This window comes from Nonomuraea sp. NPDC049709 (assembly GCF_040674815.1).
Lineage (GTDB): Bacteria > Actinomycetota > Actinomycetes > Streptosporangiales > Streptosporangiaceae > Nonomuraea.
The window spans coordinates 232,786-246,121 of the sequence record NZ_JBFANM010000002.1; the positions used below are offsets into that span (position 1 = coordinate 232,786).

Consider the following 13,336-nt stretch of genomic DNA (forward strand, 5'->3'; position numbering starts at 1 on the left):
ATACGGTGTATGGCTATGGAAGGGAGCACTCATGGCGCGGATCCCCGCCCCGCAAGGTCTGCCGATCGTGGGCAACACGCTGCAGATCCCGTCGCACTCGCCGGTGGAGCACTTCGTGAAGGTGGCCGCCGAGCACGAGGAGGGCATCTTCCAGCTGGAGATCGCCGGGCGCCGGGTCGTGCTGGCGTACGACCCGGACCTGGTCGTCCAGCTGTGCGACGAGAGCCGGTTCGTCAAGCGGATCAACCCGCCGCTGTCGATCGTGCGCGACTTCGGCGGCGACGGCCTGTTCACGGCCGAGCTGCACGAGCCGGTGTGGGGCCAGGCGCATCGCATCCTCATGCCCGCCTTCAGCCAGCGCTCGATGAAGGCCTACTATCCCCAGATGCTCGAGGTCGCCGAGCAGCTCGTCGAGTCGTGGGCAGGTCGCCAGGGGGAGGACCTGCCCGTCGCCGACGACATGACCCGGCTGACGCTCGACACGATCTCGCTCACCGGGTTCGGCTACCGGTTCCACTCGTTCGACTCGCCCGAGCTGCACCCGTTCCTGAAGGCCATGGGCGGCGCGCTGACCGAGGCCATGCTGCGCAACCAGCAGTTGCCGTTCGTCACCCGGCTCAAGAAGAAGCACGAGGAGACCTACCGGCGCGACATCGCCACCATGCAGGCGCTCGTCGACGACGTGATCAGGCAGCGCCGGGCCGAGGGCGGCGGGGGCGCCAAGGACCTGCTGGGGCTCATGCTGGAGGCGTCCGACCCGCAGAGCGGCGCCCGCCTGTCCGACGAGAACATCCGCAACCAGGTCCTCACGTTCCTGATCGCCGGCCACGAGACGACCAGCGGCCTGCTCGCCTTCGCCCTGTACAACCTGCTGCGCGAGCCGCACACCCTGGCCCGCGCGTACGACGAGGTGGACCGGCTGCTGCCGGGCGACGAGCCGCCGACGTACGAGACGATCATGAAGCTCGACGTCATCCCCCGCATCCTGGAGGAGACGCTGCGGGTCTGGTCGCCGATCCCCGTCTTCGCCGTGAGCGCCGTCCAGGACACCATGCTCGGCGACTACCTCATCCCGCGTGGCCAGGGCGTCGGCGTGCTGCTGCCGCCGCTGCACCGCAGCGCAAAGGCGTGGGAGCGGCCCGACGAGTTCGACATCGACCGCTGGCTGCCGGAGCACAAGAAGCACCACCACCCCGGCGCGTACAAGCCGTTCGGCAACGGCGAGCGGGCCTGCATCGGCCGCCAGTTCGCCCTCACCGAGGCCCGGCTCGCGCTGGCGATGATCCTGCGGCGCTTCGCCCTGTCCGACCCCGGCGCCTACCGGATGAAGATCAAGCAGACGCTCACCCTCAAGCCCGACGGGTTCACGCTCCGGGTCCGCGAGCGGCGCGCGCACGAGCGCACCGTCGTGGCCGAGCAGCGGGCGCAGGAGAGCGAGCAGCAGGACATCGCCGTGACGGGCGGGCCCCTCACCGTCGCGTACGGCTCCAACCTCGGCACCAGCGCCGACCTGGCCGAGCGGCTGGCCGAGCGGGCCGGGCGGGCCGGGTTCGCCACCACGCTGACCACGCTGGACGAGCTGACGCCGCCCGCCGAGGGCCTGCTCGTCGTGGTCGCCTCCTCCTACAACGGCAAGGCCCCCGACAACGCCCAGCGCTTCGACGCCCTGGAGTCCCTGCCCGACCTGTCCGGAGTGCGGCTGGCCGTGCTGGGCTGCGGCAACACGCAGTGGCCGACGTACCAGGACTTCCCCCGGCGCGCGTTCGAGAAGCTGACCGCCGCCGGGGCCGTGCCGCTGGTCGAGCGCGGCGAGGCCGACACCGACGGCGACTTCGACGGCGACGTGTCGGCCTGGACCGCCCGGCTGTGGGCGGCGCTGGCCGCGGAGTACAGCGCGGCCACGGATCTGGGGGCGGGCGCCGCCGGGCCGCGCTACGCCATGGAGGTGCTCACCGAGGCCGAGGTCAGGCCCTCGGTGGTCTCCGAGCGCGCCGTCCCGCTGACCGTCGTTTCCAACGAGGAGCTCACCGGCGACCCCGAGGGGCTCTGGGACTTCTCGGTCGAGGCGCCGCGCCCCGGCGTACGCTCCGTCGTGGCCCGGCTGCCCGAGGGCGTGACGTACTCGGCCGGCGACCACGTGGCCGTCTTCGCCAAGAACGACCCCGAGCTGGTGGAGTGGGCGCTGCGCTGCCTGCGCGTCCCGCGCGAGCAGGTCGTGCGCCTGCGCACGGCCGCCGCGACCCACCTGCCCGTGGACACGCCGGTCACGGCCGGGTTGCTGCTGACCGAGTTCGCCGAGCTGCAGGAGGTGGCCACCAGGTCCGACCTGCGGGCACTGGCGGCCCACACCGCCTGCCCGTGGACCACGGGCCAGCTCGCCGAGCTGACCGAGAGCTACGCCGACGAGATCCTCGCCAAGCGCGTCTCCCCGCTGGCCCTGCTGGAGCGCTTCCCGGCGATCGAGCTGCCGCTGCCGGTGTTCCTGGAGCTGGCCGGGCCGATCAAGCCGCGCTACTACTCGGTCTCCTCCTCGCCGCTGGCCGACCCCGCCCTGGTACGCCTCACGGTCGGCCTCGTCGAGGGCCCCGCCTGGTCCGGCACCGGCACCTACCAGGGCATGTGCTCGGCCTACCTGGCGGGGCTGAAGGAGGGCGAGGTGTTCTACGGCTACGTCCGGGTGCCCGCGCCGCCGTTCCGCCTGCCGGACGACCCGGCCACGCCGGTGATCCTGGTGGGCCCCGGAACCGGGTTCGCGCCGCTGCGCGGCTTCCTGGAGGAGCGCGCGCTGACCGGGGCCACCGGGCGGGCCGAGGTGTTCACCGGGTGCCGCCACCCCGAGCACGATCTGCTCTACGCCGCCGAACTGGCCGCCTGGGACGAGGCCGAGGGGGTGACGGTGCACCGCGCGTACTCGGCCGTGGCGGGGCATCCGTACCGGTTCGTCCAGGACGCGGTCGCCGCCCGCGCGGACGAGGTGTGGAAGCTGCTCTCGCGGGGCGCCCACGTCTACGTCTGCGGCGACGGCCTGCGGATGGCGCCCGCCGTGCGGCAGGCCCTCCTGGACATCCACCGCGACAGGACCGGCGCGGACGGGGCCGCCTGGCTGGCCGGGCTGGAGGCGGCGGGCCGCTACCAGCAGGACGTGTTCGCCTAGCGGCAGGTAATGGGGGAATTGTCAGAAATTGGCAGCAACAACACGATGACCTGCGGAAACCCCAACTCCCTTTTATCGACAATCCGGACTTAACACTGCATCCTGGGATATAACCGCAGCATGTGCGACATATCCGTGGAACATGCTGGAAACCTTTCCACGGCACTGTGAGAGCCTCTGGAAAGGGGGCGGCAATGCTGCTGCGACTGAGGGTGTCGTTGCCCGACCGGCCGGGCGGTCTTGGGCAGGTCGCGAAGGCGCTGGGCGCGCTGGGAGCGGACATCCTGCAGGTCACCGTGCTCGAGCGGGAGGCCGGTCGGGCCGTGGACGACTTCACGGTGTCCTGGCCTGGCCCGGTGACCGCCGCCGAGGCGCGCGAGCGGCTGTCCGCCATGCCTGGCGTACGCGTTGAAGGGGTTTGGCCCACCAAGGAGGTGCCCGGCTCGGCCCTCGACTACGACCTGCTCATGCACGTGGCCGCCGAGCCCGCCAGGGGTTTCGCCACGCTGGTGGACGCGCTGCCGGGGCTGTGCGGCGCGGAGTGGTCGGTGGCGGTGGTCGACGGGGCGGTGCGGCACGCCTCGCTGGCCGCCCCCACCGAGTTCGAGCTGCCCGAGCCGCCTCCCCGGGCCATCACCATGGACGCCAAGGAGCTGCGGCTGATGCTGCTGCCGGTCGTCGCGGCCGGGCTGCACCTGGTGGTCGCCCGCGCCGAGGGGCCGGTCTTCCACCGCGCCGAGGTCGAGCGCGCCGCCCGCATCGTGGACGTGGTCTCGAAGATGGCCGCCCGTTCGTACGTGGCTGATTGACCGAACAATCATCTGGTCACTAACGTGAGCGGTCTGATCGTTGTCAACAGGAGCAGAGCCCTTGACCGTTCACGAGCCCGCCATCGGCCGCTACTACGAGGACTTCACCGTCGGGGACGTCTACCAGCACCCCATGGGCCGCACGATCAGCGAGGCCGACAACACCTGGTTCACGCTCCTGACCATGAACACGAACCAGAACCACTTCAACGCCCACCTCGCCGCCAGGTCCCCCACCGGGAAGATCATCGTGAACTCCGGGCTGACCGTGGCGATCGTGCTCGGCATCTCCGTCATCGACGTGAGCCAGACGGCGATCGTGAACCTGGGCTGGGAGGACATCAAGCTCACCCACCCGGTGTTCGTGGGCGACACCCTCTACGCCGAATCCAAGGTGACCGCGAAGCGCGAGTCGAAGTCGCGCCCGTACGCCGGGATCGTCACCTGCTACACGCGCGGGCTCAACCAGGACGGTGACGAGATCATGTCCTGGACGCGGACCGTCATGGTCTACAAGCGCGACGCCCCGCACGACAAGGGCTACTTCCCCCAGGCCAGGACCGGCCCGCTCTGAGGAATTGAGGCACATGGACTTCGAGCTGACCGACGAGCAGAAGGCCTTCCGCGAGACCCTGCGCGCGTTCGTGGAGAAGGAGATCCTGCCGGTGGCCACCGAGTGGGAGCACTCCGGCCGCTATCCCACCGAGATCGTCGACAAGATGAAGCAGATGGGGCTGTTCGGCCTGTCCGTGCCGGAGGAGTACGGCGGCATGGAGGCCGACATGGTCTCGTTCGCGCTGGTCTTCGAGGAGATCGCGCGGGGCTGGATGGGCGTGGCGGGCACCATCGGGTCCCACTCGCTGGCCTGCTGGATGATCGCCCGTCACGGCACCGAGGAGCAGAAGCGGCTGCACCTCGCCGACCTGGCCAGCGGCGCGCGCCGCACCGCGATCGCGCTGACCGAGCCCGGCGCGGGCACCGACCTGCAGGGCATCCAGACCCGGGCGGTACGCGACGGCGACCACTACGTCGTGACCGGCACCAAGACGTGGATCACCAACGCCCGGCACGCCGACCCGCTGCCGGTGCTGGTCAAGACCTCCATCGCCGAGCCGGCGCACAAGGGCATGTCGGTGCTGCTCGTGGACCCGTCGTCGGCGGGCTTCAGCGTCAGCCGCGACCTGCCCAAGCTCGGCTACAAGGGCACCGAGACGTGCGAGGTGGTGCTCGACGAGGTGCGTGTGCCGGTGTCCGGCCTGCTCGGCGGCGTCGAGGGGCGCGGGATGCAGCAGGTGCTCGGCGGGCTGGAGATGGGGCGGATCAACATCGCCGCCCGTGCCGTCGGCGTCGCCCAGGCCGCGTACGACGCCGCACTGAACTACTCGCGCGAGCGCACGGCCTTCGGGCAGCCGATCGCCGAATTCCAGGCCATCCAGCTCAAGCTCGCCGACCTGGCCACGGAGATCCAGGCCGCCCGGCTGCTCACGTACTGGGCCGCGTCCCAGGCCGACGGGGGCAAGCGGGTCGACATGGAGGCGGGGATGGCGAAGTACTTCGCCTCGGAGGTGGCGCTGAAGGCGTCGCTGGAGGCGATGCGGATCCACGGCGGGTACGGCTACTCGCAGGAGTTCGTGGTCGAGCGGCTCTACCGGGACGCGCCGCTGATGGCGATCGGCGAGGGCACCAACGACGTCCAGCGCATGGTGATCGCCCGCGCGCTCATCTCGGGCAAGGGCAAGGTGGGCTGGTGACCCTCCCCGGATCAGTCGTGCCGGGGCAGGCCCGACACCTCGTGGTCGGCGTGGAACAGGGCTTCCGCGATCAGCGCCCGTACGTGTGAGTCCCTGGCCCGGTAGAGCACCCGGCGGCCGTCCCGGCGGGTGTTCACCAGTCCGGCCAGCCTGAGCTTGGCCAGGTGCTGGGACACCGACGGGCGGGGCACGCCGATGGCCCCGGCAAGTGAGTTCACATCGCGCTCCCCGGACGACAGGAGCCACATCAGGCGGAGCCGGGTGCCGTCGCTGAGCATCCTGAACGCCTCGATGGCCGCGTCCACCTGGGCGGGGGTGGGTTCTTGCGACGGTTCCGCACCTGAGGTGTTGTCGCGTGCGTACATGACTACATATCCTGGTCAAAAGGGATGAATTGCGCAAGTGAGGGATGCCATGTCTGACCAGCGCGACCCGGCTTCGACACCACACCAGCACGATCATGGGGACGAGCAAGGTCATGGGCACGGTCATGGGCACGACCACGGGCACGGTGAGGAGCGGGGCGGGGGGATCAAGGCGGTGCTGGGCCGGATCGTCCACGCGCTCGCCCCCCACAGCCACGACACCTCGGACAAGACCGACTCCGCCCTGGAGAGCAGCAGTCGCGGCATGCGCGTGCTGGGCATCTCGTTCGCCGTCCTCATGGTCACCGCCGCCGTCCAGGCGGTCATCGTCGTGGCCTCGGGTTCCGTCGCGCTGCTCGGCGACACCCTGCACAACCTGGCCGACGCGCTCACCGCCGTGCCGCTGGCCATCGCGTTCTCGCTCGGCCGCCGCGCCGCCACCCGCCGCTTCACCTACGGGTACGGCCGGGCCGAGGACCTGGCGGGCATCGTGATCGTCGCGCTCATCACCGCCTCGGCCGCCCTGGCCGGCTACGAGGCCTTCCGGCGGCTGCTGGATCCCCAGGAGATCACGGCCGTGGGCTGGGTGGCCGTGGCGGCGCTGATCGGGTTCGCGGGGAACGAGTGGGTGGCCCGCTACCGGATCAAGGTGGGCAAGGAGATCGGCTCGGCCGCCCTGGTGGCCGACGGCCTGCACGCCAGGACGGACGGCTTCACCTCGCTGGCCGTCCTGCTGGGCGCGGGGGGCGCCGCGCTCGGCTTCCCGATCGCCGACCCGATCGTCGGGCTGCTGATCACGGTCGCCATCTGCTTCGTGCTGCGCGACGCCGCCCGCGAGATCTACCACCGGCTCATGGACGCCGTGGACCCCGCCCTGGTGGACGACGCCGAACGCATCCTGGCCGGGGTCGACGGGGTGCGGCAGGTGGGATCCGTACGGCTGCGGTGGATCGGGCACGCGCTGCACGCCGAGGTGGAGATCCTCGTCGATCACGACATGTCGGTCGTGGCGGCGCACAAGGTGGCGGTGGAGGCGGAGCACCGGCTCATCCACGAGCTGCCCCGGCTGCGGGCCGCCACGGTCCACACGGACCCGCACGGCCCGGCCGGCGCCGACCACCACGCCTCCCTGACCGCCCACCGCACCCGCTGACCCTCCTTTTCGCCCACCGACGTCTCATCCGCCCCGTCTCATCCGCCCCGACCCTTTTCGGCCGCCCTGACCGGCTGCCCTGACCGTTCGCGTTCCGGGCCGGGGCCGCACGCCGCACGTCCTCGCCGCCGTGCCGCACCCTCCTGACGGACTGCCGCAACCCCATGGGAGGTGGGGTCCGAAAGGCGCCAACCCCAGCATCACCCCCTGCGGAACGGGTAAGTTGGGGCGGGTGTCCGCCACCGCCGCCGCCCTGCCCGCGCCCACCCCCGTCGCGAGGCTCGCCTGGCTGGACGCCCTGCGCGGCATCGGCGCCCTCGCGGTGGTGGCCGAGCACCTGCTGCCCTGGTTCCTGCCGGCTCTCCGGCCTTACTGGTTCAACCTGGGCGTCTACGGCATCCTGGTGTTCTTCCTGGTCAGCGGCTACATCATCCCGACCTCCCTGGAACGCCACGGCGACGTGCGCGCCTTCTGGATCAGCCGCTTCTTCCGCCTCTACCCCCTCTACCTCGCCGTCATCGTCCTCGTCCTGGCCCTGGCCTGGTGGGTGCCGGTGCGGGAGGCCGTGCCGCGCGACGGGAGCGCGGTGGCGGCGCACGCGACCATGCTGCTCGACGTCGTCAGCGTCGGCGGGGTGGCCGACACCATGTGGACGCTCTCGTACGAGATGGTGTTCTACCTGCTGGTCACGGCGCTGTTCCTGACGGGCGGGCACGGGCGCAGCGGGCTGCTGGCGATGTTGTTCGCGGCCGGGGCTGTAGTGGTCGGGCTGGTCGCGCCGGGGGCGGTGCTGGGCGGCGGGTGGCCGGCGTACGTGTCGTGCGCGGTGTTCGTCGTGGGGCTGACGGGCGTGCTGCTGGGCAGGCTCCGAACGGCCGCGGCCTGCGTGCTCGGGGTCATGGCGGTGGTGCTGCTCGTGCTGAGCAGCCGGGTGCCGTGGCTGGGGACGGCGGTGCTGGCGGTGATGTTCGCGGGCACGGCCATCCACCGGTGGGAGCGGGGCAACGGCGGCCTGTGGCCGGTGGCGGTCACCGCGGCGCTGGTCGGGATCTCGCCGCTGTGGGCCATCGAGAGCGGCTGGTGGTGGGTGCAGGCCGACGTGTGGTTCACGACGATCGCGCTGGCCGGAGCCACGTTCGCGGGCGGGATGGCGCTGCGCGGGCGGCGGGTGCCCCGGCTGCTCGTGTGGTTCGGGCTGATCAGCTACTCGCTCTACCTGGTGCACCATCCGCTGCTGAAATACTTCGTGGAGGTCACCGGTGACCTGCGGCGGGCGGAGGTGCCCCACCAGGTCGCCATGGCGGTCCTGGCCGTCGCCCTGGTCGTGGGCACCAGCGCGCTGACCTACCGCTACGTCGAGCGTCCCATGCAGGCGATGGGCCGCCGCGTGTCACGCCGGTGCCGTGGCGGGCGCCAGGACGGGCTCCAGAGCGGGGGCGATGCCCGGGTGGCGGGACAGGGCGCGGGAGACCACGGGGTCCTCGGCCATGAGGAAGGCCAGGTGCCTGACCGCGTGCGCGACCACGTTGGCCAGGGCGAGCCGCTCAGGTGACGGCGTCGCCGGGGCCCGGCCCCGGGCGATCTCCAGCACGGGCACCTCGACCGCGGGCAACCAGGGCGACGGATCGGGGCAGACCGCGTACGTCAGCACGACCTTCCCGTCCGGCTCATATCGCCAGCTCGTGGAGTGCACGACGACGTCCGGGTCGCCGGCGGCGACCCCGCTGAGCCGCCGCGCCGCCTCATCAGGGCTTTCCCCGCGTAGCGGCTGGGTAATGGCATGCCGGTAGGACCAGCGATTGTCGGTGCCCACCCGTAGCATGAGCGTCTCAACCGAGACCACGTGTCTTCCCGTCACCGCCAACAACTTACTGCCCATCATATGCAAGTGCGTTCCATACGCATATTGTCTCCCGCTCTTGAACACCACGGCGGACCGGGCTGTAGTCGAGGGCGTGCGAGAGAGAGGCCGACAGCCATGCCCGGTTTGCTGGTGCTGATGGGGTCGGGCGAGACGAGCCCGACCATGGTCGAGATCCACCGTGCCGCGGCGCGGACGCTCCGCCCGGGGGCGCGAGCCGTGCTGCTCGACACTCCCTACGCCTTCCAGGAAAACAGCGCCGACATCTCCGCCCGCGCCTGCCGATACTTCGCCCACAGCGTCGGGCTGGATGTCGAGGTGGCGCCCGCGATCACGGGCGCCGACTGGGTGTTCTCGGGGCCCGGCAGCCCGACATACGCGCTGGACCGGTGGGCGGGCTCCGGGGTCGCGGGCGACCTGCGGGCCCGGATCCGCGCCCGTGAGGGGGTGACCGTGCTCGCCTCGGCGGCGGCCTGCACGGCGGGGCTGGCCACCGTGCCGGTCTACGAGATCTACAAGGTGGGCGCGGAGCCCCACTGGCGCGAGGGCATCGACCTGCTGGAGCCGCTGGGGCTGCAGGCCGTGCTGATCCCGCACTTCGACAACGCCGAGGGCGGCACCCACGACACCCGCTACTGCTACCTCGGCGAGCGCCGCCTGTCGCGCATGGAGCGCGAGCTGCCGGTCGGCACGGCGGTCCTCGGGCTCGACGAGCACACGGCGCTGGTCGTCGACCTGGAGAGCGAGTCGGTGCGGGTGGCGGGCCGGGGCGGCCTGACCGTGCGCCGGCCGGGGTCGCTGACGGTGCTGCCGTCGGGGAGCCGTACGCACCTGGCCGAGCTGCGCCGCCTGGCCGAGGGCCGCGCCGGCACCCCGGCCCCGCCCCCGCCCGGCCCCGTCGAGACCGTTCCCGCCGAGGTGACGCTGGAGGAGTCCATCCAGTCGTGCGAGGAGCTGTTCAAGTCCGCCGCCGCCCGCCCCGACATGGTGGCCGCCGCGCAGGCCGTGCTCGACCTGGAGGCGGAGATCGTCAAGTGGGCCGCCGACACGGAGGAGGACGCGGGCGGGGTGGAGCAGGCCAGGGAGCTGATGCGGCTGCTCATCGCCCGGCTCGGCGAGCTCGCCTCGACGGCGACCCAGCGCTCCCAGGGCCTGCCCGCCCTGGTGGAGCCGCTGCTGGTGCTGCGGGCGGAGCTTCGGGAAAAGGGGTGCTACGACGTGGCGGACGCGCTGCGGGCGGCGATGGCCCGCGGCGGCGTCCTGGTCGAGGACACCCCGGACGGCCCCCGCTGGTCCCCGCCCTCCTGACCACGGACGAACATCCGGCGGATCACTGACCGCTCCGGTAAGGCGCAGGTAATCTGATCACGTCACTCGACGTGCTCGCTCGGTTACGCCTGGCTCCTGGCTGGTGTCCATGCGAGACTCTCATTCATGGAAGGCGATGAGGCGATGACTGCTCTGCCGGATCACGGCTGGCTGGATGCGCATCCGCCGCCTGGCCGCGCGAGGCTTTTCTCCGTGCCACATGCCAAGGGTGACTACACCGTCGAGGACTGGCTCAGGCTGCCCGAAACCGGGGAGCGCATAGAGTTGATCGACGGGAGTTTCCTGGTGAGTCCCATGCTCGGCTACGATCACGCGATCGCTGCCAAGCGCCTGCTCCGGATTCTTGACGACGCCCGTCCCGAGGACTACGAGGTGGTGGAGACGGGCAACCTCGAGGTCGGTGAGGACGGCCTGATCCCCGACATCGTGGTGGGGCATGTCGAGGCGATGCTCTCGGGGGTGCCCAAGCTCTCATCGAGCGCCGTCGTCTGCGTTGTCGAAATCGTCAGCCCCGGCAAGAGCAGCCACCGACGCGACTACGAGATCAAGCCGCCGAAATATGCCGCCGGTGGCATACCGGTCTTCGTCAGGGTCGAGCTGCAGGGTGACGGTGCTCCGCGGGTCGAGGTCTTCAAGCTGGCTGCCCGCGGTTACGAGCTGGTGGCCGAGGCCAAGGCGGGGGACACGCTGACGGTCGGCATCCCCTACCCGGTCTCCTTCGATCCGGCCGCGCTCACCGGGCTCCGCCGCTAGAAGGTCCTGGCGACTTCCCTGGCCCGCTCGCCCGCCTGCTTGCGCTCGTTCTCGTACGACCCCGTCAGCGTCGGATGGTGCCGGATCTCCTGGACGTCGGCGATGCCGGCCCACGTCAGCCACCCTCCGAAGAACGTGGACTGGAAGTCGCTGCCGAACTCCGGCCCCAGCGCCGGGCCCCAGACGGAGCTGGTGTAGACGACGGCCGCGCGCTTGCCGGTCAGCAGGGCGCGGTAGCCGGTCTCCGGGTGCACGTCGAAGATCATCGCCGGCTGGCTGACGACGTCGATGAACTGCTTCAGCTTGTACGGCACCCCCGAGTTCCACATCGGCACGCTGAACAGGTAACGGTCATAGGCGTCGAATCGCTCGAAGGTCCGCACGGCGGCCGCCCACGCCTCCGCCTGCTCGCCCACCGGCGTGCCGCCCCCGAACACGGTCATCTTGGCGCCCGCGGCGGCGGGGCCGAACTCCGGGAGCGTTCCGTCCCACAGGTCGAAGTGGTCCACGCGGGAGCCCGGGTGGGTGGCCAGGTACTCGTCGGTGAAGGTCCGCGCGAGGTCGAGCGAGATCGACTCGCTGCCGCGCGGGGAGGCGGAGATGTGCAGCAGGTGGCTCATGAGGTCAGGTCCCTTCAATTTTCCGGACTGCGGTCCGGTTACTGCTCCCGAAGATACGGACTGTGGTCCGGTTGGTCAAGGGCAAAAGAAACGGCCGGTCGCCCTGGTGGCGTCCGGCCTGGAAGGGGGAGAGGGAAGGGTTAGCGGCGCGGGGGGTCGATGCGGGCGCCGTCCGAGGTGAAGATCATGATGCGGGAGAGGTCCACCGCCACCTTGGCGGCGTCGCCGGCGCGCCAGACGGGGCGGTTCCCGAGCCGGATGATCAGGTCCGACCGGCGATGGATGCCGCTGTTCGGGTGCTGGCCCACCTGCTCCTGGTCCTGCGGCTCCTCCCTGGGGTGCGAGAACAGCCGCCGTACCAGGTTGGACACCATGCCGGTCCCGTTCTTCTCGCCGTTGACGCGGCTCCCGCGCCCGCGCGGGTCCGGCGGCTCGGGCACCGGTACGGCCGGCATCCCGCACTCCAGGTACGCCAGCCACTCGTGCCCGTGATACTCCAGGGCCCGCACCCGCCCGAAGAACGACGGCCCGTCGTACGACTCCGGCACCGGGGCCAGCCCGTCCGGCCGCAGCCCGATGAGGACCTGCCCGCCCGTGTGCTGCGAGATGGCGTACGCCCTGGGATCGCTCCACGGCATCGTCAGCCTGTGCGGGCCGAAGTCGAGCATCACATATTGGTTCTGCGGAGTCCTGACACCCGCCGCCAACAGGTTCAACTGCTGGGAGTTGAGAAAAGCCGCCACGAAGGCCGTCGCTGGATCGTTGTAAATCTGGGCCGGAGTGCCGACGTCCTGCAGGACGCCGCGATTCAGGATCGCGATCCGGTCCGCCAGCGTCAGGGCCTCCACCTGGTCGTGCGTGACGTAGATCGTGGTGACGCCGAGCGACCTGACCAGCGACGAGATCTCCATCCGCAGCTCGGTGCGCATGCCGGCGTCCAGGTTCGACAGCGGCTCGTCCATGAGGAACAGCTTGGGCTGGCGGACGATCGCCCGGCCCATCGCCACCCGCTGCCGCTGGCCGCCGGAGAGCGTGCCGGGACGGCGGTCGAGCGTCTCGTCGATGTGTAACGCCTTGGACAGCTCGGTGACGCGCTCGCGCACCAGGCCGGGGTCGGACTTGGCGATCTCCAGGGGGAAGGCGATGTTCCCGCGTACCGTCCGGTGCGGGTAGAGCGCGCCGTTCTGGAACACCATCGCCACGTCGCGGTCACGCGGGGCCAGGTGGTTGGCCATCTGCCCGTCCAGCCAGAGGTCCCCTTCGGTTATCTCCTCCAAGCCCGCGATCATGCGGAGCAACGTGGACTTGCCGCATCCGGAGGGGCCGAGGAGGACGAGGAACTCGCCGTCTTCCGCCCGCAGGCTCAGCCGGTCGACTGCGAGGTAGTCGCCCGGATACACCTTGGTCACTTTGTCGAGAACGACCGAGCTCATGGGCCCACACCTTGCGTGTCACCTGTGACGAGGCTGATTGAAGAGGTAGTACATCGCGCCTTAACGCTACATGTCCACCCTTGACATAAAGATTCTCGTTCGTGGGGG

11 protein-coding genes are annotated in these 13,336 nt (G+C 70.7%); 8 read left to right on the forward strand and 3 right to left on the reverse strand.

What is annotated here, in order from left to right; all coding sequences use genetic code 11:
• Positions 1–31 precede the first annotated feature (31 nt).
• The 4 genes from AB0J69_RS03215 (at position 32) to AB0J69_RS03230 (ending at position 5,714) form a co-directional block, all read left to right on the forward strand.
• Positions 32–3,154: a cytochrome P450 gene (locus tag AB0J69_RS03215; RefSeq protein WP_364112290.1), complete on the forward strand. Its 3,123-nt coding sequence runs from the start codon at positions 32–34 to the stop codon at positions 3,152–3,154.
• Between the two features lie 194 nt (positions 3,155–3,348).
• The gene (locus AB0J69_RS03220; protein ID WP_364112292.1) at positions 3,349–3,963 is read left to right on the forward strand and encodes an ACT domain-containing protein; all 615 of its coding nucleotides are present in this window, start codon (positions 3,349–3,351) and stop codon (positions 3,961–3,963) included.
• Between the two features lie 61 nt (positions 3,964–4,024).
• Positions 4,025–4,537 (forward strand): MaoC family dehydratase, encoded by a 513-nt coding sequence (locus tag AB0J69_RS03225; RefSeq protein ID WP_364112294.1) that lies wholly within the window; start codon positions 4,025–4,027, stop codon positions 4,535–4,537.
• A 13-nt stretch (positions 4,538–4,550) separates the two neighbouring features.
• Entirely contained in the window at positions 4,551–5,714 is a 1,164-nt protein-coding gene (locus tag AB0J69_RS03230; protein ID WP_364112296.1) for an acyl-CoA dehydrogenase family protein, read from the forward strand.
• An 11-nt stretch (positions 5,715–5,725) separates the two neighbouring features.
• Here AB0J69_RS03230 and AB0J69_RS03235 read toward each other — a convergent pair whose 3' ends face one another.
• The gene (locus AB0J69_RS03235; protein ID WP_364112298.1) at positions 5,726–6,079 is read right to left on the reverse strand and encodes a metalloregulator ArsR/SmtB family transcription factor; all 354 of its coding nucleotides are present in this window, start codon (positions 6,077–6,079) and stop codon (positions 5,726–5,728) included.
• A gap of 49 nt (positions 6,080–6,128) precedes the next feature.
• Here AB0J69_RS03235 and AB0J69_RS03240 point away from each other — a divergent pair, with 49 nt between their 5' ends.
• The 4 genes from AB0J69_RS03240 (at position 6,129) to AB0J69_RS03255 (ending at position 11,175) form a co-directional block, all read left to right on the forward strand.
• A complete protein-coding gene (locus AB0J69_RS03240) occupies positions 6,129–7,232 on the forward strand; it encodes a cation diffusion facilitator family transporter (RefSeq protein ID WP_364112300.1) in 1,104 nt (367 codons plus the stop codon).
• A gap of 232 nt (positions 7,233–7,464) precedes the next feature.
• Positions 7,465–8,784, forward strand: a complete 1,320-nt coding sequence (locus AB0J69_RS03245; RefSeq protein ID WP_364112302.1) for an acyltransferase — start codon at positions 7,465–7,467, stop codon at positions 8,782–8,784.
• Positions 8,785–9,210: 426 nt separating this feature from the next.
• Positions 9,211–10,401, forward strand: coding sequence for a hypothetical protein (locus AB0J69_RS03250; RefSeq protein ID WP_364112304.1), 1,191 nt, complete (start codon positions 9,211–9,213; stop codon positions 10,399–10,401).
• A 126-nt stretch (positions 10,402–10,527) separates the two neighbouring features.
• A complete protein-coding gene (locus AB0J69_RS03255) occupies positions 10,528–11,175 on the forward strand; it encodes a Uma2 family endonuclease (protein ID WP_364112306.1) in 648 nt (215 codons plus the stop codon).
• Here the strand turns inward: AB0J69_RS03255 and AB0J69_RS03260 are convergent.
• Positions 11,172–11,795 carry an NAD(P)H-dependent oxidoreductase gene (locus AB0J69_RS03260; protein ID WP_364112308.1) on the reverse strand — a complete coding sequence of 208 codons (624 nt, stop codon included), beginning with the start codon at positions 11,793–11,795 and terminating at the stop codon, positions 11,172–11,174. The genes AB0J69_RS03255 and AB0J69_RS03260 overlap by 4 nt on opposite strands.
• Before the next feature lie 140 nt (positions 11,796–11,935).
• Complete coding sequence (locus AB0J69_RS03265; RefSeq protein ID WP_364112310.1) at positions 11,936–13,228, reverse strand: ATP-binding cassette domain-containing protein; 1,293 nt, start codon at positions 13,226–13,228, stop codon at positions 11,936–11,938.
• Positions 13,229–13,336 lie beyond the last annotated feature (108 nt).